Genomic DNA, 22,723 nt, shown 5'->3' on the forward strand with positions numbered 1-22,723 from the left:
CCTTTCATTGTGTTGGAAAGATTTTCTTCCCACATCCACAGTTTAAGATTTTATGCGGATTAAGTAAAGAATATTCTAACTTAAAAAAATATTCACCTGTCCTGAGAATGGATTGGAATTGTAAAAAGGGAATAAATTCTGACAGACAAGACAACCCTACAAGATAAAAAGAGGGTAATACTTTTGAAATGGATCCGCCTTGTTTCAACTGTTCTTTGCTTGATGTTTTTAACGAATTTGACAATTGATGACGGCACTCAGGTTCTCCATGCACAACAGGAAATTCCGTCCTATGCCAAATGGGGAAGTCTTGCTGTAAGAAAAACGAAAGAAAGGTATCCTGATGCAGCGATCGTGGATTATCTTCACATTGGAAAAGAATATGGAACGAAGATTTCAACCGAAAAATTTAAGCTTTGGCTAAGGCAGGATGGTAAAGAATTCGGAGTGTTTATTGATATCCAGTTTGAAACTGATAGTGAAAAACTCCTTGATATTAAATTCAGGGAAACGAATCGATAGCTTTCAAAAAAAGAGATCGGAGGATTTATTATCCTTCGATCTCTTTATTATCTTCACCAGAATCGTTTTTCCTTTTGTACCTTATTGCTCTTCGCTTGGTCTGTTTCTATGTATTTCGGTGGAAGCAGTGGCAACTCCAATAATGGCACCATCCTCATTTAAAAGGGGATGGGCATAAACATTGTATGAGATATCCCCAGATGATAATGGAATCGTAATGACTCGACTGACTGGCCCCTTTTCAGTTAAAACCTCTTTCTTTAACTTCATCAGGGCACGATTCCCTTCATTGTCCTCCAGCTCCACATCTGTTTTCCCTATATGATCGATTGGTATAATATCAGGAGTATTGAAAATCCATGTATACCGTAATTGCGTATCGCAATGAGCCAGGATGACAGGAGCACTTTGTAAGGCGATGGAGAATGGATTCTCCTCCAGGTTAAAACTTGATGCATGGAAATCTAGCACTTGACCTAACTTGATCGTCACTTCAGCACTGGGTTTGCGGATTCCATTTTCAATTTGGGCATAATAGGATCTTTCAATAAAGGCTTTTGCAGCTACTTCCTGCTGTGTCATCTTTTTCCTTTTTCGCAACTTAGTGAGCCAAGTTCTTTTATTCAACCCTCAATCCCCCTTCTGAACCATAATGACAGAAAAGCAACTGTATACTACATGTTAGAAAGTGTCTGAACAGACACTTTTTCACGTGTTAATCTTCTGTATAATAAAATTGAAGGAATCTATCAATCACAATTCCTTCACTTCTTTAATGAGACACCGTTCGTCCTCAATAAATAAAAATATATTTGTACTCTTTCTTAAAAATCATAACATAGAATCCTACGTTACCTCTATTCTTTTTTCCAAATATATTTACATATTTAGACAACCCTCAAAGTTGATTAATAATAGGAGGTTATTATATGCCGATGAAGGCCGTTCAGCACGAAGATAAATATCTAGATTTCATTAATCGTGTAATCGAATCAAAATCAGGGCTGATTCAGGAAAGAGCGAATATAGACTCTTCCTATTCGAATATTGTCAAAGTTTCCCTTAGAAAATGGAGAGGCGATTCCATCGAGGTACTGGCTGATTCATTGCGAATGGCTAATCATCCGGAAAACATCGAAAAGTGGGCATGTTCTTCCGTTACGCTATTCAGGCAGCTGGATGTTTCTCTTGAAGTAGCGATAAACGATCTCCATTACTTTCGCAATATGATCGGAGAAGTGATAGGAGCAGAGGCGATCGTTAAAGAGCTCTCGCTTTCAACTTTCTCTGACTTACTTTCTCTCTTTCACACAGGGGTGGACCGGGCCATTCATCGAATGACAATCGCTTATTCGCACCCCCATTCGGCTTCTATCAGTGCCGAACTGTCCATACCGATTGTCAAGGTGACCAATTCGATTGCCATTCTGCCTCTTATTGGGGATATCGATGCCTCACGATCGAAGGATTTAATGGAAAGAGCTCTCACAAAAGGGTCTGAATTGGGTTTACACTATCTGATCATTGATCTATCAGGTGTTACGCTGGTTGATACGATGGTGGCAGATCAGTTATTTAAAGTGGTGGCGGCTCTTAAATTAGCCGGGATTCAGGCAGTTTTGACAGGTATTCGACCGGAAATTGCTCAAACCATGGTCAACCTGGGAATTGTCATTACGCATATCCCAACATTCGCCAGTCTGCACACAGCCCTCATTCATCTGCAAAAAAGAAAGAGCATCCATAAATAGTAGGATGCTCTTTCTTCTTTATGCTTCATAGCAGCTCAAATTCGACTTCTCAATTTTATTCAATAGGGAATAATTTTCAATTCAAGAGGCAAAATGAGTATATGAATTTTCCGGGCCTCGGAATGAAATGAAAGAAAAAAAGGATGGGTGTGCATGACTGAAAAGAAAGCGTTAAATTCAAGTGAGATTGCTACTTTATGGATGACATATCAAGAAAAGACAATGATTCAGCGCATGCTTGAATATTTCATTGAAAATGCGGATGACGAGGAAGCAAAACGCATCCTGGTTGACGCACATAAAAATGTGAAAGAATACGTTGGAGTGCTCACCTCTTTATTCGAAGAGGAGGGGTGTGTCATTCCTGCCGGTTTTACCAGTGAGGATGTATATCCGGGGGTTCCTAAACTATTCGATCACCATTTCGATATCATGTTTCTAAGGCAACTTACAGCCATTGGTATGGGCTTACATACGTTACACGTCAATATGTCTTACCGGAAAGATCTCATTCTCCTATATAAAGAGTTGACCGGATTTACTCAGTCCGTTTATGAAAAGTGCATGGATTACATACGCAAAAAGGATGTGTTACCAGGACCACCCGCGGTGACCCTTCCCCGAACGATTGAATTCGCTCAAAGCCCTAATTACATGGCAGGCTTTAATATTTTTTCTGATAAAAGGGCATTGAATACGGTAGAAGTTGCCTATCTATATTTCGGGATCGAATCAAATACATTGGGAATGCAGATGATGACGGGCTTTGCTCAAGTGGCAAATGAATCGGAAGTGAAGAAATACTTCATCAAAGGAAAAGAATTATCCAAGACAATCGTAAGTGACTATTCTAAAGTGCTGCTGGAAAGTGATATTCAAGCTCCTTCGACATCCGGAGCGAAAGCAACCGATTCAACGATTGCACCTTTTTCAGATAAGATCATGATGTATTGTACTTCCCTTTTCACTAATTTCGGTTTAGGGAGCAATGCCCTGGGAACTGCTTTCAGCCTACGCAGCGACCTTCCTGTCAAGCTAGCTTCAACTGCAAAGGACATCTTATCTTATGGGCATGACGGGGGTAAAATAATGGCAAAGAACGGTTGGATGGAACAGCCTCCAAGTATGGAGGATCGAAATAAGCTGTTTAAATAGCCTGAATTTTTTTTCTTAACAACAGATAAAAGCAGATGTGCCATCATTCATATGGCTCATCTGCTTTTTCAACTGTTATCTTTGATTAAAAAATCGCTCATCAATTTTCCAATCTGAGCAATGGTGTCTTTCCCAGGTTCGTTTTGTCCAAGTTCATCGATAAGTACGGCTATATAGGCAGTTTTCTCCCGGAACTTTATAATGGCGGAATCATGCTCAACCCCGGGCAGCTCCCCTGTCTTATTCGCAATATACACAGATCCCCTGTCCATCCGGGATGGGAGTTTGGTATCAAATTGTTGTTGATGTAAAATATGCAGCATTTTTTTCCGGCTCGTTGGACTATATTCCGTCCCAATGTCCAATACCTTCAAACAGGAAATGATATCAAGTGCAGAGGTATAGTTATTCAAACCCTGTTCCACCGCTTCAAAATCCATTAATTTCCTACGAAGCATTGTTTGTTTTAATTGTAAAGTATCGCAAAGGTCTTGTATGGCAATCGAACCAAGTCGTTCTATAAGAAGATTTGAGGCTGTATTATCTGAAACGATGATCATAAGGGTAAGGAGATCCTCTACAGTAAGGGTAAGATGATCAGAAAGTGACACCAGTACTCCTGCCCCGCCAACTCTCCCCTCTTTAGGGATCGTAACCCTATCACTAAGGGATATTTTCCCTTCCTGAGCTTGACGGAAACCTTCGAGTAAAATCGGAATCTTAATTAAGCTGGCAGCGGAATAAGTGCTGTCTCCGTTGATGTGGAAGGAGTGAGATGGAAGCTCCACTGCAACACTCACCCTTCCGGTACAACGAATCACTATTTCTCTGATTTTATTTTCTAGTACATTTTCCATTTTATTTTCTTCATTCCCTTTACTTAGTGACTGCTACTTCGTCATGTTCCCCTGTCATTTCCTTGTCGTAAAGGTGACAAGCTACATAATGCTTTTCCTCTACTTCCTTCCATTTAGGTTTATGGGTGGCACAAGCATCCATGGCTGCCGGGCAGCGGGTTCTGAACACACAGCCAGTCGGGGGATTGATCGGACTTGGGATTTCCCCTTGTATGATCATCCTTTCCCGTGAATCCTCCACATCCGGATCGGGAATCGGAATCGCTGAAAGTAAAGCCTGAGTGTACGGATGAAGAGGCTTCTTATATAACTCTTTGCTCTCGGTAAGTTCTACAATATGACCTAGATACATCACACCGATGCAGTTACTGATATGTTTGACCATCGAAAGGTCATGTGCAATAAAGAGAAAGGTCAATCCCTTTTCTTTTTGCAATTTCGTTAATAAGTTTACAATTTGTGCCTGTACAGATACATCAAGTGCAGAAATCGGCTCATCTGCAATAATGAAATCCGGATCAAGGGCAAGTGCCCTTGCTATGCCAATACGCTGACGCTGGCCCCCGCTGAATTCGTGGGGATACCGATTGGCATGATCACGATTCAGCCCTACATCCTCTAAAAGTTGATAGATGCGTTCCATCTGCTTTCTTTTATCCTTGAATAAGCCGTGTGCCTCCATAGGTTCAGCTATGATTTCCCTTACGGTTGAGCGGGGGTTCAGAGAAGCATATGGATCTTGGAAGATCATCTGCATATTCCGGTAAAATGATTTTTTTTCCTTTTCCGAAAGCTCGTGGACGTTTTTACCATCATATAAGACCTCTCCTTCTGTCCGGTCGTACAATCCGATAATGGTGCGACCGGTGGTGGACTTTCCACAACCGGATTCTCCTACTAATCCGAAGGTCTCCCCCTTGAATATATCAAATGAAATACCATCCACTGCTTTTAGTGTCTTTCCTTTTTCCAGGTGGAAGTATTTTTTTAATTCTTTGACTTCTAGTAACTTATGAGTTGTCATGGAGATCCCTCCGTTTCTTCCCAGTAGCGTCTGGCAGCACATAACTCTTTTTCATAATAAGTTCCTTTCAATGACAGAATTTCAATCGTTTTACCAGTGTTGGGGGAGTGTATCATCTTCCCCTCACCATAATAGATGGCAACGTGATGAATGCTGCCTTTTCCTTCATCGTACGCAAAGAACAAGAGGTCTCCAGGCAATAATTGATCCAATGGTACCTCTCTTCCTTCCTTCGCCTGATCATTTGCATCCCGTGGAATCATGTATCCCTGAGTTTTGTACATCGTGTAGCTGAATCCAGAGCAATCAAACCCGAAGCTTGACATCCCGCCCCATAAATATGGAAGATCAAGAAATAATTCTCCGGAAGAGACAATATCCCTGCCACTTCCCTTTCGATCATTCACTTTCGATCTAGAGATGATAATATCTGTCTGCCTTAAAAACCTTGTCCCAAAAGGAGTCTCCACTTCTATTAAATCATCATGCTCTTTGACAATAGGTAAAGTGGTTTGAAAGCTGAGTTCAAATTCAGTTTCATTCTTTTTATTGATTAAGTCGGTGAATTTACTTGTTACAATGGCATATGTGTCCGCTGGGGATGGCTCTCCAGGTAAAAGCTGAGCACTTGGGATCCAGCCGGGGTATCCGCGATCGTCTTTTGAAGATGATTGATCAGGTAAGAGGACGTGGGACCAACCGTTCCTCTCTTCCACTACGAATACTTCCTGACCGAATAAGGCTTGCGATTGTATGCGGTTCTCGTCGCAAAGGGCTAAACGTGTATCATAATTTAAGGAGTTCAACCAATGTGTAATGTGAACAGGATTGCTTATAGCCGGTGTATCCAAGTCACGTGCAGAATCCCGATTCGTCCATAAAGTTGCTACAGGTACTGCTATTTGCGCCTTTGTCAGCATTTGATTTCCCCCAATATTCATACTTTTACTCTCTCTATCCCAAGACCCGGTTTGGTTGGCATAGTAATCTTCCGACCGTTATATTGGATTCCTCCGACTACAATATCTTCAGCCAGCATAAGCGGTGCATCGAAATCAAATCGAGTGACGTTTTTCCTGCTTGCAGCAAAGTGGGCGGCAGCCGTTATTCCCAGTCTGGTTTCAATCATGCTGCCGACCATACATTCGACCCCGCAAATTTCAGCTAGATCATTTATTTTCTGAGCCTGGTAGATTCCCCCCGCTTTCATGAGTTTAATATTGATCAGGTCTGCACTACGGGTCTTTAGTACTTCAAAGGCTTGGTATGGAGTGAATACACTTTCATCAGCCATGATAAGGGTTTCGACCCCATCCGTGACTCTTTTCAACCCTTCAATGTCATGTGCAGGAACTGGCTGCTCAACTAATTCTATCTTCAGGTCAAGGTCCTCCATCTTGCGAATGGCTCTAATTGCGGCTTTTGATTCCCATCCCTGATTGGCATCCAGGCGGATTTGAATATCATACCCGATCCGTTGGCGAATTTCATGAATTCTTTTTATGTCCGTTTCGATTTCATCCTTGCCGACTTTCACTTTCAGTACATCAAAGCCATTATTCACATATGCTGCTGCATCCTCACCCATCTCCTTCGGGCTGTTCACACTCACAGTGTAATCTGTCTCAAGTTCTTCTCTGTACCCTCCCAGAAATTGATAGAGTGGCAAATGACAATGTTGAGCAAGGCAATCATAAATTGCCATGTCAACAGCTGCCTTCGCGCTTGTATTCCGGATAAGTAACGAATGCAGCTGTTGAAAAAGATTTTCATGCTTTAATAGGTTTTTGCCTACTATTGAGGGTTTAATTACTTGTTGGATGCTATATTCAATACTGGATAAACTTTCTCCGGTGATCACTACGGTCGGCGGTGCTTCCCCCCAGCCGATAATCCCGTTTTCACAAGTCAGTTTGACAATGATAGCTTCCGCCACTTTCACCGTACGTAAAGCGGTCTTAAAAGGGCTATGTAATGGGACGGCTGCTCTGAACGTTTCAAGTTGTTGGATCTTCATGGTCTCTCACCCCCCGCTTATACCTGAATCGATTTTAAATGAATGATCAATTGTATTCATTGTTCCGATGCTGCCCACCGGAATCGCAATATTCGGCGAAGAATGTCCGATATTAAATCCTTTTAATGCAGGCTTTCCGGCACTTGTGACATGTTCTGTCAGAACCTCATCAAGAGTCAGGGAACGTTCGCGTTTCTTAGGCTCGCAGTTCTTAAAGTCACCAATGATGATTCCGGAAGAATCTTTGAATTTATTGGCCATCTTCAATTGATTCACCATTCGGTCGACTTGATATGGCTCCTCATCAATATCTTCAATAAAAAGGATCTTTCCTTTGGTGTTCACTTCGAAAGGAGTCCCTAATGTGCTTACAAGCAGCGTGAGATTCCCACCGATCACGGGGCCGGTCGCTACGCCTTCCACAACCGTTTCCAGTTTGGGTTTGTCATACGTATAGTCAATATCTTCCGTTTGAAACAACTGTCGGAACGATTCCTTTGAGGCTTCATGAACGTCCTCGAGTCCGATATCTGAACTTAGCATCGGTCCATGGAAGGTCACGAGCCCCGTTTGTTGATGAATGGCCGTATGTAAAAAGGTAATATCACTATACCCCCAAAAAATTTTAGGGTTTTGACGGATCAGTTCGAAATCCAATCTGGAAACGATACGTCCCGTTCCAAAACCTCCACATGCACAGAAAATGGCTTTCACATCCTGATCTTCAAACATCCTATGGATATCTTCTATCCTTTCCGTGTCCTTACCTGCTAAGTACCCATATTTCTTATGTACCGATTCCCCTACCCTTACATCTAATCCTAATTCTTCAAGGAAACGGATCCCTTTTTTTAACGGTTCCGTTTTGGGAGGGCTGGCAGGAGCTATGACTCCTACAATATCCCCTTTTTTCAGTTTAGAAGGTTTCATCATATACGTTCCAGACCCCTTTCGTAGAAAAAGAGGGAGTGGACGCATGGCCATAAAGTGCGCCGACGCGTCCCTCCACTCATCCTTTTTTCATATCCTTATTTTTTATCAGCCCATTTTAATTCCATGTAGCCGACCGGGTGACGAACGATGCCTGTCACATCCTCATTTTGCAGATACACATGATTGTAGAAATGAATCGGGATGATCGGCATTTCATCCATTAGAATTTTCTCTGCTTCATACATCATTTCAAATCGTTTTCCTTCATCCGCTTCATTCTTTGCTTGTTGGATCAGCTTGTCATAATTCTCATTACCCCAGCCCGTACGGTTCATGGAGTGTCCTGTCTGGAAGTTTTCCAGGAAGTTAATCGGATCTGCATAGTCTGCTAAGAATGAACTCCGTGATAATTGGAATTTTAAAGCCTTTTGTTCATCCTGGAATACGTTCCATTCCATATTGGCTAATTTCACATCGACATCTAAGTTTTCCTTGAACATTTGTTGAAGAGCTTCAGCAATTTTTTGATGAGTATCACTTGTGCTGTATGTTAAAGTGACTTCCGGTAGTTTGTCGTATCCCTCTTCTTCCATCCCCTTTTTCAAGAGGGCTTTCGCTTCTTCCACATCAGTTGTCACCAAGTCTCCGTTTGCTTCACGAAAGTCCTTGCCAGATGGATCTTTAAATCCTTTTGAAACGAATCCGTAAGCTGGTTTTTCTTTATTCTTTGTTACAAAGTCAACCATTTGCTGTTGGTCGACAGCCATGGCGAATGCTTTACGGATGTTTTGATTTTGAAAAGGCTCTTTTTCTAAATTGAAACGATAGAAGTACGTTCCGGCCTGGTCTTCAACGTTTACCTTGCCTTCCTCGAATAACTGTTTGCTTAAATCCGCCGGTACGTCCGCTGTATCCAGTTCACCCGTTTTGTATAATTGGTAGTCCGTATTTGTATCGTTTACCATTGCCCAGTGAACTTTATCCAATTTCACTGAATCTTTATCCCAATATTGATCATTCTTTTCCATGACGAAATGGCTGTCATGTTCCCATTCCGTCAGTTTGAACGGCCCGTTGGCAACGAAAGTATCCGCTTCTGCAAACCATTCAGGATTCTCAGTAGCAACCTTTTCATTGATCGGGAAGAATGCTGGATTTGCAATGACGCTCAAGAAATAGGCTTGTGGACTTGTCAGTGTGACCTCGAATGTTTTCTCATCCTTCGCCGCCACTTTTACATCATCCGCTGAACCCTTACCAGTGTTGAAGGCCTCTCCACCTTCAATGAAATATCCTAGGAAAGCTGCTGGTGAACCTGTGTCTGGATTTAATAGGCGTTTCCATGCGAATACAAAATCTCCGGCAGAGACATTATCACCGTTAGACCATTTGGCGTTGTCCCTAATGTGAAAGGTATATACTTTCCCATCTTCCGAGACATCCCATTTTTCAGCCATGGCAGCTTCAGGTTCATGATCGGCATTTAGACGGGTCATCCCTTCCATTAAGTTGTTCAATGCTGTCCAGGAATAGGAATCAAAACCGATTGGTGGATCGAACGACGTTGGTTCCGCTCCATTATTCAGGTGAAGGACCTTTCCTGCGTCTTCTTTCTTATTGTCCCCACTGCTTGACTCACTGCCTGCATCCTTGGTGGCCGTACAAGCTGCCAGCATGAACAGGAGCATCCCCACTAGAAAGACTGATAATAGCTTTTTCATGATTTTCCCCCTCTTACCCTATTTTTCTATCAAACGATCATTTTAACGAATGGTTAAGCTGACCGATGAGAGCTTGACTTTGTTGGCTCGTTTATCCTGAAGCCAGCAGTCGACATGGTGTTCATTCGATAATTGTGTCTTTACGGGATACACACGGTCGCATACCTCCATCGCTTTCTCACAACGTGGAACAAATGGGCACCCAACAGGCGGAGAAAATAGATCAGGCGGAGAACCTGGAATCGGTATCAGATCTTCCCCATCAAGATCAAGTCTTGGGACAGATCTCAGTAGCCCTTGGGTATACGGATGTTGTGGGCGATAGAAAATTTCTCTCCTGTTTCCTTTTTCTACTATTTTCCCTGCATACATGACGGCAATTCGATCAGCTACTTGAGCCACGACCCCTAAATCATGCGTGATTAAAATAATGGACACACCCTTCTTCTTCTGAATCTCTTTAAACAATTCAAGTATTTGGGCTTGTATGGTAACATCAAGAGCTGTTGTCGGTTCATCCGCAATTAAGACATCAGGTTCACATACAAGTGACATGGCAATCACAATTCGCTGCCGCATTCCTCCACTGAATTGGTGAGGATACTGCTTTAGTCTCTCGGTCGGATTTGGAATACTCACCAGTTGCAGCATGTCAATCGCTTTTTGTTTCGCCTTTTTCTTGGACACATCGTTGTGTTGCAAAATCCCTTCCATGATTTGTTCACCAATGGTCAAAGTGGGATTGAGTGCCGTCATGGGATCCTGAAAGATCATGGAAATATCGGCTCCCCGAACTTTCCTCATTTGAGGTTCGGTTATCTTTAAAAGGTCTCTTCCCTTAAACAGGATCCTGCCCCCGGTCACTTTTCCGGGTGGATTTGGGATCAGCCTCATAACGCTCTGTGAAGTCACACTCTTTCCACAGCCCGACTCGCCTACAATCGCCAACGTCTCCCCCTTATGTAAATCAAAGCTTACTCCCCTGACCGCCTTGACCTCTCCGCCATAGGTTGTAAAGGAGACGTGGAGATCTTGTACAGATAAAACTTCACTCATGGTGATTACCTCCTTAATTTTGGATCCAGTGCATCCTGTAACCCGTCTCCCAACACATTGAATGAAAACATAGTCAATGAAATGAATAGTGCAGGAAAGAATAAACGCCACCAGTATCCTGAGAGGATTGTAGATAACCCGTCATTGGCCATCACGCCCCAGCTTGCATAGGGCGCTTGAATGCCGAGTCCAAGGAAGCTTAAGAAAGCTTCAGCAAAGATCGCGCTAGGTATCGTCAATGTCATTTGTACAATAATCGGTCCCATCGTATTGGGAAGCAGATTCTTTCTGATGATTCTTGCGGTTTTTGTCCCGAATGTTTTTGAAGCTAAAATAAATTCATAGTTCTTAATCTGAAGCACCTGTCCCCTTACGATCCTGGCCATCCCGATCCACCCGGTCACCGTTAAGGCAACGATGATCGTCAAGAGACCCGGCCCCATTACTACCATCAATAGAATAACGACAAGCAGATAAGGTAAGCCGTATAGTATTTCAACAATGCGCATCATGACATTATCCGTTTTTCCCCCTTTATAACCGGAAATCCCACCGTATACAATCCCGATTACAAAATCGATAAGCGCTGCCATGAAACCTACGAACAACGAAATCCGTGCTCCAAACCATGTACGGGTAAATACATCTCTTCCCATATCGTCCGTACCAAACCAGTGTTGACCAGAAGGCGGCAGATTTTGATTTGACAGTGTTTGCTTAGTGACGTCGTGTGGAGAAATAAGCGGCCCGACGACTGCCATTATGATTAATGCAGTTAGGAATACTAACCCAAGCATGGCCAGTTTATTTTTCATGAGGCGCTTCCAGGCATCCTGCCAATAGGAAAGACTCGGTCTCACCACTGCTTCTGCATCCTCTTTATTCCTCTTTTTGGGTGTGAACCATTCATCCCTGACGTCTGGAGTCACGAGTGGCTCTTGTTGTTTTGGAACCCCCATTATTTCGCCTCCTTCTTATGTAACTTAATCCGCGGATCAAGGAAACCATATGCCAAATCAACTAAAAATAACATGACAATAAGAAAGGCACTATAAAAGACCGTTGTTCCCATAATGACGGGATAATCACGTTGATTGATACTTTCGACAAAGTATTTTCCCATACCCGGAATGGCAAAGATCTGTTCAATAACGAAGGTTCCTGTCAAGATTCCAGCAGCAAGTGTACCCAGGACAGTGACCACCGGTAGCAATGCATTTCTTAACGCATGCTTAATAACAATCTTGAATGGTGACAATCCCTTAGCGCGTGCTGTCCGTATATAATCCTGCGTCAGTACTTCCAGCATACTTGATCGGGTAAGTCGGGCGATGATGGCCATCGGTCCTGTGGCTAATGCAAGGGTCGGTAGAATCATATGTCGCCAGCTTGTCCATGTGGCGACGGGAAGGATTCCCCAAGTTACAGCCACTTGTTGAATCAATAAAGTCGCCATGACGAAATTCGGGATCGAAATTCCAAGTACGGCAAATGTCATCGCCATATAGTCAATGATTCCATTATGTCTAAGGGCTGCCAGAACCCCGAGGATAATTCCTGAAAGCACAGCGATGATGAGAGTTGTCATCCCGAGTTCAAATGAAATCGGAAATCCCCTCCCAAGCAAATCGTTCACCGTTTGCGATGGCTGAGTGATAGATGGACCAAAGTCCAATGAGATAAGCGACTTTAAATATAAGAGATATTGCACCATCAACGGCTCGTTCAAATGATAATGAGCTTCTAAATTTTGTTGTACCATTTCACTCGTATTCCTTTCTTCATTGAAAGGGGACCCGGGAATGGTATGCATCAGGAAAAACGTTAACGTCACAATCAGCCAGAGGGTAATGACCATGGCCAGTAGTCGTTTCAACAAATATGTACTCATTAAATCTCACACTTCCTAACAGAATGTTGTTCTCATCGCGAGTTCAGTCATGACCAGCATGGCTCTATATGCTTCAAGGATATCTCTGGCCTCAAATCTCACAATCGTTGAATCTACTTCATGAATGGTTCCCGGCATGAGACTTGCCCACTCCGCCTGTCCGTAATTTGCAAACTCAATACGTAAAGATGGATGTTTCGGTGGCGTGAGTGGTTGTACGTTTTTATTATGTATTGCTTCTTCTGTTTTCTTTTTTAATAATTGTTTTGATTTCTCAGGGGTAAGGCTCTTCGCAACAGAACGGGAAATCGTGTCCTTCACCACGGCAGTTATTACATTGGGAATTAATGCTTCTGCCTCCTGTGCAGCCTGATCATCCCCGGCAACCATTAATACAGGAACACCGTAGTAACCTGCAACATATGCATTGAATCCCAGTTCACCAACGGCTACATCATTGATGAACATGTTTCGCACCCCAAAGATCATGGAATGTGACAACACGCCCTTCATGGAAGCCCTGGCGTGATAACCAACAAAAAAAGCCCCATCAAACGTATCATCCAGTCCTTCAACCATGGAATATGGTTTCACTCCACCAGATATCAGTTTCGTTTCAGGGTGCAATTTTTCTATTAACAGATTGTTCATTTGTGAATGACTGTCATTCACCAACACTTCCTTGCAGCCTGAATCAAAGGCAGCAGTCACAACGGCATTCGCCTCTTCTGTCATAATGATCCTTCCGCGTTCATAATTATGCTTATCTGATGACACATGGGTGTGATCCACCAGGCCTGTTATTCCCTCCATATCAACCGACACATAGACGTTCATAAAGTAGGCCCTCCTTTCTCAGGAAATATTTATTAAATTTTCTTAATATTATAATTATTATAGCATTTAATTACAATAATTTTTTGAATAAAAAGGAATATATTCCTGTTTTCATAAAAAAAGGAATTATGAACTATAAACGTATATTTTCCAACTGGATCTCTCTCCTTAAAGGAAGACAAAGTAGTAGAATGGAATCATGAAATCGGTTGGGAATGAAAAATTACGATGGATTTCCTAATCGAAATCACACCGCACTCTTTTTCTGTGTATATGTCAAATATCATTGAAGAAAAGTATCAGGTGGAGGACATTAGACTTAGCTATATTTTATTGATATATTATTTATTTCGCTGATAAACGTCGATCATATTAAGACTTCCATAAGAAAAAGACCTGGAGTACTCATCTCTCCAGGTCTTAAACTCGGTACATGTATGTTAGCTTATTTTATTCATCAATTTTTCTGAGTGTTGAGAGCCCATCTCTGCCACTAAATCAAGTAATTCTGCTTTCGTTGTCTCATCTAGGCCTTTATAAATAAGGAAAGCTTGCGTTGCATCAGAAGTAATTAACTTTCTGTATAACTTTGAGATTCTTTTACTCCTGTGGGTGTCCATTAGATCCTCCTCTATAAATCCTTTCTGTTATTATAATAAATATAAGCTTGTTTTTTCAATATATTCTTCAAAATTTAATTATGTAACAAAAATGAATAAATCAATGATAAGTCAACCTTGGAGGAGAAAATAATTTTCTTAGACCTTTACACGTAGGTGATTATCTTAAAAGATAATCAGGTGATACCTTTCCGAATTCGAGTGCTTCGAGAATGATCTCCTCAGAGAACCCTGTATATTGAGAAAGTATTTGAATTGTAACCTTCTGAGAATGACGGGATGCCTGTTTTTTTGCTATATAAGTTTGATACAAAACGATGGAGTATCTGTCATGTATATTGAGCAATGATATTCACAGCCCCTATTATTCTCTCCTTACAAGGTTGCGGGTAAAGGTTAACTACTATTTACCCAAAGATCTTTTTTGAAAACGTAGGTGATACTAACAATTTTAGGTCTCTTGCTTTCAACTCGGTCATTCGCATCTTTTGGAAAACTATTTGTTTTTGAACATCTTGATTTATACGAATTCATACTGTTTATATTTTCCATTATCGGATGAGAGTTTCAAAATATTTTGATCCTCCGGAATTCCTTTGAAAAAAGCACCTATTGCACCTGTTGTACATCTATGGCCGGAAATTAAAATGTTTCTATTTTCTTTTCCATAGAGTGTTTCTAGTTCTGTCATAAAGTGTTGTATCCTTTTCACGAACTCCTTAGGAGTCTCCACACCATTATAGTAAGATGAATCAGGCAATGGTCCAGCCATTTTTACCTCACTTTTCAAAAGTCCGTCTGCCTCCCCTAAATCATATACATCCAACCTGGAGTCTGTGATGCATGACATCCCTGTAGCAATTTCAGCCGTCTGTTGTGCTCTTTTCTGTGGAGATGAAAAAACGTAGTCGAAGGTAATATGACTTAATTGTTTTATTAAACTTTCGGCTTGTCTGACGCCTACTTTATTTAAAGGAAGTCCTCTTCTTCCTTGCAATCTTCCTTCTTTATTCAAATCCGTTTGGCCGTGTCTTATAACGTATATCATGTAACCCCTCCTTGCATTTGGACATTATTCAATTGAAAACTCAACTGCTCAAACTGTTCTTTTGACTTACTAAGTCTGATGTTATCAATTTTATTATTTTCCCTTCTTTCTCTTCTGCACTTCCATATGAATGACCAGATATGTAATACCCAAGAATCCTACTAATCCGAATATGCCTGCAATGATTCCTTGGACCGAAGATGTAAGAATTGTAAATCCCATCCCTACACTCAATCCTGTGATGAGAAGAAGGAGCCAATGGGCGTATCGATTGATGAATTCAGTTATCATAATCCCCTCCACAGCTTTTGTATACCCATTTTAACATAATATCCCAAAAATTACCCCGAAAAAAATAAGCCATCCAGCAGGATGACTCACTTTGTTTCTAAATATTTTCCAAAAATAGTCTTACGACGTCTGCTCCTCCAATGACCGTTCCCAGTGTACTTCCTAAATTCGCAAGTACGACAATGAGAAGGACGCGGGTTACTTTATTTCTCCAGAATCCTTTTATGCTCAGAACATCTTCAGGAAGAGAGTCAAAGTCACCGACATTGGGTCTGCGGAAATAGGCTTGAACGAACCCTGCAAACCAACCCGCAGCGAGTAGCGGATTCAGTGAAGTGATAGGCGCTGCGACGAATGCAGTTAATATGGCTAATGGATGGCCCATGCCAATGGCTACCCCCAGGGCAGAGAATCCCCCATTCCACAATATCCAACTGATTCCCTGCTGTATGCCTGCATCTGGATTTGAAATGAACGTGTAGGCAATGACGGCGAGGATCATGACAGGGATCGTCCACCCGATGATTTTTGGCCATTTTGATTTCGTTGGCCGTTCATTGAGCTTTTCTAAGTTATGTTCCTTATGGATTTCTTGCGTGATACCAGGAACGTGCGCAGCACCAAGGACAGCTACGATTTTCTTACCAGGTGCTTCCTTGATTTTTTGTGCCAGGTATTGGTCACGTTCATCAATCAGAGGTGTTTTCAGTTTAGGAAATACTTGGGTGAATTCATTTAACATCGAATCAAGCATATCCTGTGATTTGATTTTTTCAAGTTCTTCCTCGGTAATCGTATCAGTGCTGAAAATACTGTATATGATCTGGGTCAATAGCTTGGCTTTCCCGCTGAAACCTACGCTGTTCCATATCCGGGAAAATGTCACCTGGATGTTACGGTCAGCAAGGACAAGTTCTGCGGCTAAATCTTTCGCAGATTCGATGCCCTGAATCATTTCCTGTCCGGGTTTGATGCCGAACTGTTTGGCCATTCTTCGCTGGAAGGATCCAATGGCAAGGTTCATGAGCAGTAATGTGGCTTTCTTATCCTTAATCACCTGAAATATGTCGGTGTCCCTCCACTTATCTCCTTCGACAATGGATTGATACCTCGGTTCGTCCAGCTCTACACAAACCGTGTCCGGGCGTTCAGCTTCTATTACTTCTTTTACCTGCTCAGCACTCTGACGTGACACATGAGCGGTTCCGATGAGAATGAATTCCTTCCCATCCATATGTATTCTCGTAATATTCTTTTCGTTTTCTGTTATCATCGTGTACCTTCCTTTAATTCCGTTGACTTCCGAATAAATTGAATCTACCTCACTATGATAAACTAGTTTTGGCAAAATTTAAATAAATTCTGATCAGAAACGTGAAAGATCTTGATTCTGATGCTAGGCTAATGTGGATTGGGGTGATGATAGGCAGGGTTTTGGATGTGTTGAATGCTATCTGTCTGATTTATCGGCTGAATTTTCATAACGAAAAAGCCCCATCCAATAGACGGGACCCCAACATCATGATTACCATTTAATTCTCTTTTCAAGCACAGCTTCACTGACCACATCATACATCTCTTCAACCCCTTTAGAAGAAGCCTCAAATTGATACGCATTCCCGATATCGATACCGATATTCATTGCTTCATCTGCAGCATTGATATTCGCTCCGAGAAAGATGAATTCCCACATATACCGTTCCTGCTGATGACTGATAAGATCCTTCACCTGGCTTGCTGAGAACTCCACACTCGAGTTCTCCATCCCATCGGTTGTGATAACAAAGATGACTTTATCAGGTCGTTCCCTTTCCTCCCTCCTCGATAAGCGATGACCTACATCAAGGATTGTTTTTCCGACCGCATCCATTAAAGAAGTACTCCCCCTTACAAAATAATCCTCCTTCGTAAGCCTTACTTTACATGCCTCCACCCCACTCCATAACTGCTCGACCTTATCATCAAAAAGAACGGTAGTAACAAGAGTTTGACCAGTTAATTTACTCTGCTTATCAATAAAAGAGTTATAACCCCCAATCGTTTCATGTTCAAGTCCACTCATCGATCCGCTTCTGTCTAATAAGAAAATGATTTCTGTGTAATTACTTTTCAATTTTACTCATCCTCTCTTTATTGTTTCTGATATAATCATAAACACTAAGGGTATGGGATGGGTCGCTTAGAAAGCGACAATTGGAGGTGAGAGCGTGCTTAATGAACATATTTTGCAGGAACTTCTTGAATTTGTGGAGGCAAACAGGGAATTCCGAATATATGATATACATAAATCAGAACCCCTCTTAGGGGATGAAATTTACTCCAGTGAGCTGGAAGAATTTATTGAGATGCACCATTCAGCGTCTTTTTCGGAAAGGTTATTTCAGCATATCGATGGATTGGGTATGACAGATGCTTCCGTATACAAAAAAGCAGGAGTAGACCGAAAGCATTTTTCCAAAATAAGGTCGCTTCCTGATTATAAACCGGGCAAACGGACGGTGGTGGCACTGTGTCTATCTCTGCAATTGTCTGAGGAAGACACAGGGGAACTATTGAATGCAGCCGGTTTCTCCCTTTCAGACAGTGACCGATTCGATCTCGTGATTCAATTTTGTTTAGAAAAGAAAATTTATGACATCGATGACGTGAATCAAGCATTGTATTCTATCGGGTTAAAACCTTTATAAAAAAAGTAGAGTGCTAGAAACGGCACTCTACTCCCCTAATATTTCTTTTCAATTCTCTCTTGTAACGTTTCAATTTTTTCTGGAAGTACATAAAGATATTCGATCAAGCCTTCCAATAACTCTATGAGCAAACCGGCAGTTTCATCGTCGATTTCCCGTTCCAATTCCAACATTTCGTAAAATGCTGAATTTGGATGAACAAGATGGCTGAGCGCCTGGATCGGTTTTGACAGATCAACATTTTTAGGGAGCTGATCGAATTGCTCAGACAAGGATTGCCCTGCTGATTTATCACCATTGAAATTCTTCAGAACACTCTCTAAGACACGTTTTGACATCACGGCGGTTGCGGAGTTATCCTTGGATTGGCTTACATTCAATGCAGAACGGTACGAACGGACAAGGTCCTGGGGAATCCGTTTATTCCCCTGGATCTGGTCTAAAGGCCCGTTTGTAGCAAGTGGATCATAAATATATAGAGCCGCTTCCTCCCTGAGATGAATCGAATCATCATTCAACATGATGACGAAAACAGCGGGTTTCCTACACTCCGAGCAGTTTGCCTCTGCGAATAATCCTGTCTTATTCACTTGATAGAAATTGGCTTTCAGCACAAATTCACTGGTCTTAGAGCAGTTTGGACACTGACTTTTAACTTTCTTAGGAACTTTTTGATATCCGTATTGAACGTGAGACAATATGGATCCCGGTAAAATTTCTCTCATGTGAACCTCCTAGAAAATGCACTTCGAAAAATGAATTTTAATTATTATGAAAATTTATATTAAATAAAAACGCGCTTTCCTTATATCAAAATTATACCTTTGCTAGAAAGTATTACAAGGTTAAATAATGGGAAAACAGGATTTGGGATAATGGGACTAAAGATGAGTAAGCGGTGTAGAAACCGACTATTACCGTCATTATCTAGTCAATCTATGTAATTCTTTTTCCACTTCTGTTACCAGGGAATCAATCAGTTCATGCACATAAATGTCTCTACTGAGCCGCGGGCTTTGACCGGACCATAGTGACATGAGTCCAGAGTTATGTTGGTTGCCTGCTTCCCTTCTCATTTCTTTTGTCAACGCGTTTTGCACAGGGTAAGGAAGGATTCGATTATCATACTCTTTCATTATGTTTGTGAATGAGTTTGTCATGCCCCTTGCCGGTTTTCCGCTGAATGCAGATGTGATGGTTGTACTTGTCTCTTCCCCTTGTAAAATAGCTTTTTTGTGTATGTCTTTTGCTCCGCTTTCTTTATTTGTAAGAAAAGCTGTGCCCATCTGAACACCTTTTGCACCCAGAGCAAGTGCGGCTATCACGCCTCTTCCATCCATTACTCCCCCAGCAGCAATAACCGGTACTTCTACAGCATCCACTACTTGTGGAATAAGTGAGAACGTCCCAATCATCGATTCTTCGTATGTACCAAGAAATGTACCCCTGTGTCCACCAGCTTCGCTTCCCTGTGCAACGATCAAATCGACTCCACATTCTTGATTGATCAACGCTTCTTCCACCGTCGTCGCAGTTCCAATCACTGTAATGCCTTCTTTTTTCAGTTCTTTCATAATCTCCTTTGAGGGAATCCCAAATGTAAAGCTGCAGACAGGCACTCGTTCCTTTATGATCGTTTCGATCTGTCTTTCAAGATCAATTTGTTTTAAACTGAATGGTTCATCATTGAATAGATTCAACTCTTTCATAAAAGGTTTCAGCAATCTTTGCATTTGGTTTAACTGTTCTTCACTATATTCCGGTGACTCGGGAATGAAAAGATTCACCCCAAAAGGAAGATTCGTTTGCTTTTTTACTTGTTTGATCGATTCAGTAAGGTCCGAAACAGACATATACCCCGCTCCAATCGTCCCGAGACCCCCGGAATTTGATACAGAAGCAACCAGTTTAGGGGTTGTGACCCCTCCAGCCATTCCTGCTTGGATGATAGGATATTTTGTTCCCAGATTCTTTGAAACATCGTTTTGATACCACATATTCTCCCTCCTGTTTCATTCATATATAAGGTTTTCTATATTAAATTATGTCAAATGAAAGCGTGTTCTACAACTCATTTGAGTTCATTTATGACTCTACTTCGTCAAAAAAGCGTTCAAAGCAAGAGATGCCTTGAACGCTTTAAAGAGTTATTTAAAGGAAGTAAAATTTGATACTCTTTTCATGAACTCCTCATATGAACTATAATGCTTATTCCATGAGTTATACCATTTTCGTATGGTCTCCAATAACCAAAATGGTACTGCCCGGCCTTCTATAAGATGGTAATGATCTTCGTAAGCTTTCTTTAAATGTTCCCATCTGAAATCATTTCCAGGCTGAATATATTCGGATACATCAATAATTTTTGCTCTTCCATTTTGCAATAAAATGTTTTTAAGATGAATATCACGTGGATTCATTCCTCGATCACGCACATATTGTCTTGCATTTTCAACGTCTTCAACCACTTGTTCAGGAATTTTGATCCCCTGCAGCAAACAATCAAAAAGGGTAGATCCTTTTTCAAAACTTAGCACCAGCAATGTATCATAGGCTGCATAGCAGGTGGAGAAATATGAGGATTCCCCGATGGTTTGATAGACTTTTTCTTCACTTTTTATTTTAGATCTTTTATCTTCAGCATACAATTTGAATGCGAAGTCTGGTGCATAAATGGATTGAAAGACAGCCGCGTCGGTCCCCACGCCAATGCATCGTAAAGTTTCATCACTGCCATGGATTGTGACAGGCTCGTTATTTGCATTTGAAGACACAGTCATTTGAGATAAAGAAGGTAGTGCGACTTCCCATTTATTATCCATAGGCTCTCCCTTCGTCCGATTGCACACTATTAAAGGTATGAAAGGGATTCGTACCTTATTCAGGATAATATAGCATCCGCCCATTTCAAATTTCAACTCAAAGCCTTCTCATCTTCTTAGTAATTTTAAACAATCCCTGAATGAACCACTTCTATAAGTATGCCTTATCTATTTCCAACGAATATTCTAAACTGCTTTAACAACGTCATGATTCTGCTTCAATTCCGCTCCTTCTTTTCGCCTATCCAATTCTGGAGAAATCATTTTTAAAATAATCGTACCAGAAAGTCCAATGGTGAGGATGATCCCGGCCATGATGTTTGATGGTAGAATCGCTCCGAGTGTGACGGTGACGGATGCGATCAACATGGATAGGTTAAACTTCAGCCCGTTAAATGCCATATAGGAACTGCGGGCATCATCAGGGGGAATGGCTGCCATATACGACTGCTCTACGGGCACGCGGAACACTTCTCCTATCGTGAGTAACGCCATCATCAAGAACAAAATGTACAGGTTATTTGAATAAGCAAGTGCCGCATACCCTATCGAAAAGAAGAAACAACTCCACACAAGTACGTTCCTGTCTTTGAATGAATGTGGAATCCTTGTGACAAAAAGCATGAGGAAGACGACCAGAATCGTATTTTCACTTCGAAGGATCCCCATTGTTTGGACGCCGTTTATGTCCCAGAAAAGAAACGGTTGCGAAGGCATTTCTTCACTTAGTCGAATGCCTATGTAATTTGTGAGCTGGAACTCCATGGAAAGAATAAGCACCCCCGCAATGGTAAACAGAACAAACAGCTTGTCATGCATGACCTTTCCGTAGTTTGATATAAGATGTTTAACGTGCTGAGGGACTGTCAACTCGGTTTCCGACGGCGTATAGCTCTCATCAATGAAGAACGCCACCAAGGTTGCGGTAATGGCGGATGCAACACTCAGTGCCAGAAAGAGCTCGAAAAGGTAAGCCTTGAATAAGAAAGCCCCTATGATTCCTCCGATTGCGATGGACAGATTGTTTGCCCAATAGGTGATCGAGTACATGAGCTTTCGCTGTGGAGGTGTACTGACGTCGATCATCATAGCCTGATTGGCAGGTCCTGCAAGGCCCCAGCAAATGCTGTTGACCGTCATCATGGCGAATGTGACAGTGGCGGATTCAAACCAGGGTGAGTTACAAACCATCATGGTGAGGAAAGCCAGAAACCTGAGCGATTCTGCGAATAACATAATTTTCTTCCGGCCAAATTGATCGGCAAAATACCCTCCAAGAAAATTGATTCCTATTCCTACAAATACATTGATCAAAAGTAATAACCCGGCTACCCTTGCTCCAAAATGAACGGCCAGGTAGATCGACATAAATGGAAAGATCATGCTACCAATAAAGCGGCTCATAAATGTTTCAATGATACGTATTTTAATATTTTTATGAAAATCTCTAAATCTCATATGTATTCCTTCTCTCTTTCGATTGGACGGTCC

23 protein-coding genes are annotated in these 22,723 nt (G+C 41.7%); 4 read left to right on the plus strand and 19 right to left on the minus strand.

The annotated features are described in order from the left end of the window. Positions 1 to 222 precede the first annotated feature (222 nt). Complete coding sequence (locus AM506_RS08680; protein WP_060672174.1) at positions 223 to 522, plus strand: DUF3889 domain-containing protein; 300 nt, start codon at positions 223 to 225, stop codon at positions 520 to 522. Positions 523 to 603: 81 nt separating this feature from the next. Here the strand turns inward: AM506_RS08680 and AM506_RS08685 are convergent, their stop codons facing one another. Then, the gene (locus AM506_RS08685) at positions 604 to 1,149 is read right to left on the minus strand and encodes a helix-turn-helix domain-containing protein (protein WP_082386288.1); all 546 of its coding nucleotides are present in this window, start codon (positions 1,147 to 1,149) and stop codon (positions 604 to 606) included. A 302-nt stretch (positions 1,150 to 1,451) separates the two neighbouring features. On the opposite strand from AM506_RS08685, the gene AM506_RS08690 reads away from it, so the two are divergent. Then, positions 1,452 to 2,273, plus strand: a complete 822-nt coding sequence (locus tag AM506_RS08690; protein WP_060672093.1) for an STAS domain-containing protein — start codon at positions 1,452 to 1,454, stop codon at positions 2,271 to 2,273. 153 nt (positions 2,274 to 2,426) lie between these two features. After that, complete coding sequence (locus tag AM506_RS08695; RefSeq protein WP_060672094.1) at positions 2,427 to 3,428, plus strand: DUF3231 family protein; 1,002 nt, start codon at positions 2,427 to 2,429, stop codon at positions 3,426 to 3,428. A gap of 68 nt (positions 3,429 to 3,496) precedes the next feature. Here the strand turns inward: AM506_RS08695 and AM506_RS08700 are convergent, their stop codons facing one another. The 14 genes from AM506_RS08700 to AM506_RS08775 form a co-directional block, all read right to left on the minus strand. After that, positions 3,497 to 4,285, minus strand: coding sequence for a serine hydrolase (locus AM506_RS08700; RefSeq protein WP_060672095.1), 789 nt, complete (start codon positions 4,283 to 4,285; stop codon positions 3,497 to 3,499). A gap of 19 nt (positions 4,286 to 4,304) precedes the next feature. Continuing rightward, positions 4,305 to 5,309: an ABC transporter ATP-binding protein gene (locus AM506_RS08705; protein WP_060672096.1), complete on the minus strand. Its 1,005-nt coding sequence runs from the start codon at positions 5,307 to 5,309 to the stop codon at positions 4,305 to 4,307. Beyond that, positions 5,306 to 6,229 (minus strand): C40 family peptidase, encoded by a 924-nt coding sequence (locus AM506_RS08710; RefSeq protein ID WP_060672176.1) that lies wholly within the window; start codon positions 6,227 to 6,229, stop codon positions 5,306 to 5,308. The genes AM506_RS08705 and AM506_RS08710 overlap by 4 nt, the downstream gene beginning before the upstream one ends. A 17-nt stretch (positions 6,230 to 6,246) precedes the next feature. After that, a complete protein-coding gene (locus tag AM506_RS08715) occupies positions 6,247 to 7,326 on the minus strand; it encodes a mandelate racemase/muconate lactonizing enzyme family protein (RefSeq protein ID WP_060672097.1) in 1,080 nt (359 codons plus the stop codon). Positions 7,327 to 7,332: 6 nt separating this feature from the next. After that, positions 7,333 to 8,259, minus strand: coding sequence for a S66 peptidase family protein (locus AM506_RS08720; RefSeq protein ID WP_082386289.1), 927 nt, complete (start codon positions 8,257 to 8,259; stop codon positions 7,333 to 7,335). Positions 8,260 to 8,354: 95 nt separating this feature from the next. Further along, a complete protein-coding gene (locus AM506_RS08725; protein ID WP_060672098.1) occupies positions 8,355 to 9,980 on the minus strand; it encodes a peptide ABC transporter substrate-binding protein in 1,626 nt (541 codons plus the stop codon). Positions 9,981 to 10,022: 42 nt separating this feature from the next. Beyond that, complete coding sequence (locus tag AM506_RS08730; RefSeq protein WP_060672099.1) at positions 10,023 to 11,036, minus strand: ABC transporter ATP-binding protein; 1,014 nt, start codon at positions 11,034 to 11,036, stop codon at positions 10,023 to 10,025. A gap of 5 nt (positions 11,037 to 11,041) precedes the next feature. Further along, a complete protein-coding gene (locus AM506_RS08735) occupies positions 11,042 to 11,995 on the minus strand; it encodes an ABC transporter permease (protein ID WP_060672100.1) in 954 nt (317 codons plus the stop codon). Continuing rightward, a complete protein-coding gene (locus AM506_RS08740) occupies positions 11,995 to 12,927 on the minus strand; it encodes an ABC transporter permease (RefSeq protein WP_060672101.1) in 933 nt (310 codons plus the stop codon). Before AM506_RS08740 ends, AM506_RS08735 begins: the two co-directional genes overlap by 1 nt. Before the next feature lie 15 nt (positions 12,928 to 12,942). Beyond that, positions 12,943 to 13,764, minus strand: a complete 822-nt coding sequence (locus tag AM506_RS08745) for a M55 family metallopeptidase (protein WP_060672102.1) — start codon at positions 13,762 to 13,764, stop codon at positions 12,943 to 12,945. Between the two features lie 1,140 nt (positions 13,765 to 14,904). Then, entirely contained in the window at positions 14,905 to 15,432 is a 528-nt protein-coding gene (locus AM506_RS08760) for a histidine phosphatase family protein (RefSeq protein ID WP_060672104.1), read from the minus strand. A 93-nt stretch (positions 15,433 to 15,525) separates the two neighbouring features. After that, the gene (locus AM506_RS08765; protein WP_060672105.1) at positions 15,526 to 15,723 is read right to left on the minus strand and encodes a hypothetical protein; all 198 of its coding nucleotides are present in this window, start codon (positions 15,721 to 15,723) and stop codon (positions 15,526 to 15,528) included. Positions 15,724 to 15,820: 97 nt separating this feature from the next. After that, entirely contained in the window at positions 15,821 to 16,996 is a 1,176-nt protein-coding gene (locus AM506_RS08770) for a TraB/GumN family protein (RefSeq protein ID WP_060672106.1), read from the minus strand. A 252-nt stretch (positions 16,997 to 17,248) separates the two neighbouring features. Next, positions 17,249 to 17,836 (minus strand): vWA domain-containing protein, encoded by a 588-nt coding sequence (locus tag AM506_RS08775; protein ID WP_152968556.1) that lies wholly within the window; start codon positions 17,834 to 17,836, stop codon positions 17,249 to 17,251. Positions 17,837 to 17,930: 94 nt separating this feature from the next. Between AM506_RS08775 and AM506_RS08780 the strand changes: the two genes are divergently transcribed. Further along, a complete protein-coding gene (locus tag AM506_RS08780; protein WP_060672107.1) occupies positions 17,931 to 18,410 on the plus strand; it encodes a hypothetical protein in 480 nt (159 codons plus the stop codon). A 35-nt stretch (positions 18,411 to 18,445) separates the two neighbouring features. On the opposite strand, the gene AM506_RS08785 is transcribed toward AM506_RS08780, so the two are convergent. The 4 genes from AM506_RS08785 to AM506_RS08800 form a co-directional block, all read right to left on the minus strand. Continuing rightward, positions 18,446 to 19,135, minus strand: coding sequence for a hypothetical protein (locus AM506_RS08785; protein WP_060672108.1), 690 nt, complete (start codon positions 19,133 to 19,135; stop codon positions 18,446 to 18,448). A gap of 198 nt (positions 19,136 to 19,333) precedes the next feature. Continuing rightward, positions 19,334 to 20,407 carry an NAD(P)H-dependent flavin oxidoreductase gene (locus AM506_RS08790; protein ID WP_060672109.1) on the minus strand — a complete coding sequence of 358 codons (1,074 nt, stop codon included), beginning with the start codon at positions 20,405 to 20,407 and terminating at the stop codon, positions 19,334 to 19,336. A 150-nt stretch (positions 20,408 to 20,557) separates the two neighbouring features. Beyond that, a complete protein-coding gene (locus AM506_RS08795) occupies positions 20,558 to 21,232 on the minus strand; it encodes a serine/threonine protein kinase (RefSeq protein ID WP_060672179.1) in 675 nt (224 codons plus the stop codon). A 186-nt stretch (positions 21,233 to 21,418) separates the two neighbouring features. Then, complete coding sequence (locus AM506_RS08800; RefSeq protein WP_060672110.1) at positions 21,419 to 22,690, minus strand: MDR family MFS transporter; 1,272 nt, start codon at positions 22,688 to 22,690, stop codon at positions 21,419 to 21,421. Between the last annotated feature and the right edge of the window lie 33 nt (positions 22,691 to 22,723).

The organism is Rossellomorea vietnamensis, assembly GCF_001305855.1.
Taxonomy (GTDB): domain Bacteria; phylum Bacillota; class Bacilli; order Bacillales; family Bacillaceae_B; genus Rossellomorea; species Rossellomorea vietnamensis_A.

What these genes read in the sequence shown, in the direction of transcription:
- AM506_RS08680 (WP_060672174.1), top strand. Translation starts at nt 223, where the DNA reads ATGTTTTTAACGAATTTGACAATTGATGACGGCACTCAGGTTCTCCAT.
- AM506_RS08690 (WP_060672093.1), top strand. Translation starts at nt 1,452, where the DNA reads ATGCCGATGAAGGCCGTTCAGCACGAAGATAAATATCTAGATTTCATT.
- AM506_RS08695 (WP_060672094.1), top strand. Translation starts at nt 2,427, where the DNA reads ATGACTGAAAAGAAAGCGTTAAATTCAAGTGAGATTGCTACTTTATGG.
- AM506_RS08700 (WP_060672095.1), bottom strand. Translation starts at nt 4,285, where the DNA reads ATGGAAAATGTACTAGAAAATAAAATCAGAGAAATAGTGATTCGTTGT.
- AM506_RS08705 (WP_060672096.1), bottom strand. Translation starts at nt 5,309, where the DNA reads ATGACAACTCATAAGTTACTAGAAGTCAAAGAATTAAAAAAATACTTC.
- AM506_RS08710 (WP_060672176.1), bottom strand. Translation starts at nt 6,229, where the DNA reads ATGCTGACAAAGGCGCAAATAGCAGTACCTGTAGCAACTTTATGGACG.
- AM506_RS08715 (WP_060672097.1), bottom strand. Translation starts at nt 7,326, where the DNA reads ATGAAGATCCAACAACTTGAAACGTTCAGAGCAGCCGTCCCATTACAT.
- AM506_RS08720 (WP_082386289.1), bottom strand. Translation starts at nt 8,259, where the DNA reads ATGATGAAACCTTCTAAACTGAAAAAAGGGGATATTGTAGGAGTCATA.
- AM506_RS08725 (WP_060672098.1), bottom strand. Translation starts at nt 9,980, where the DNA reads ATGAAAAAGCTATTATCAGTCTTTCTAGTGGGGATGCTCCTGTTCATG.
- AM506_RS08730 (WP_060672099.1), bottom strand. Translation starts at nt 11,036, where the DNA reads ATGAGTGAAGTTTTATCTGTACAAGATCTCCACGTCTCCTTTACAACC.
- AM506_RS08735 (WP_060672100.1), bottom strand. Translation starts at nt 11,995, where the DNA reads ATGGGGGTTCCAAAACAACAAGAGCCACTCGTGACTCCAGACGTCAGG.
- AM506_RS08740 (WP_060672101.1), bottom strand. Translation starts at nt 12,927, where the DNA reads ATGAGTACATATTTGTTGAAACGACTACTGGCCATGGTCATTACCCTC.
- AM506_RS08745 (WP_060672102.1), bottom strand. Translation starts at nt 13,764, where the DNA reads ATGAACGTCTATGTGTCGGTTGATATGGAGGGAATAACAGGCCTGGTG.
- AM506_RS08760 (WP_060672104.1), bottom strand. Translation starts at nt 15,432, where the DNA reads ATGATATACGTTATAAGACACGGCCAAACGGATTTGAATAAAGAAGGA.
- AM506_RS08765 (WP_060672105.1), bottom strand. Translation starts at nt 15,723, where the DNA reads ATGATAACTGAATTCATCAATCGATACGCCCATTGGCTCCTTCTTCTC.
- AM506_RS08770 (WP_060672106.1), bottom strand. Translation starts at nt 16,996, where the DNA reads ATGATAACAGAAAACGAAAAGAATATTACGAGAATACATATGGATGGG.
- AM506_RS08785 (WP_060672108.1), bottom strand. Translation starts at nt 19,135, where the DNA reads ATGAGAGAAATTTTACCGGGATCCATATTGTCTCACGTTCAATACGGA.
- AM506_RS08790 (WP_060672109.1), bottom strand. Translation starts at nt 20,407, where the DNA reads ATGTGGTATCAAAACGATGTTTCAAAGAATCTGGGAACAAAATATCCT.
- AM506_RS08795 (WP_060672179.1), bottom strand. Translation starts at nt 21,232, where the DNA reads ATGGATAATAAATGGGAAGTCGCACTACCTTCTTTATCTCAAATGACT.
- AM506_RS08800 (WP_060672110.1), bottom strand. Translation starts at nt 22,690, where the DNA reads ATGAGATTTAGAGATTTTCATAAAAATATTAAAATACGTATCATTGAA.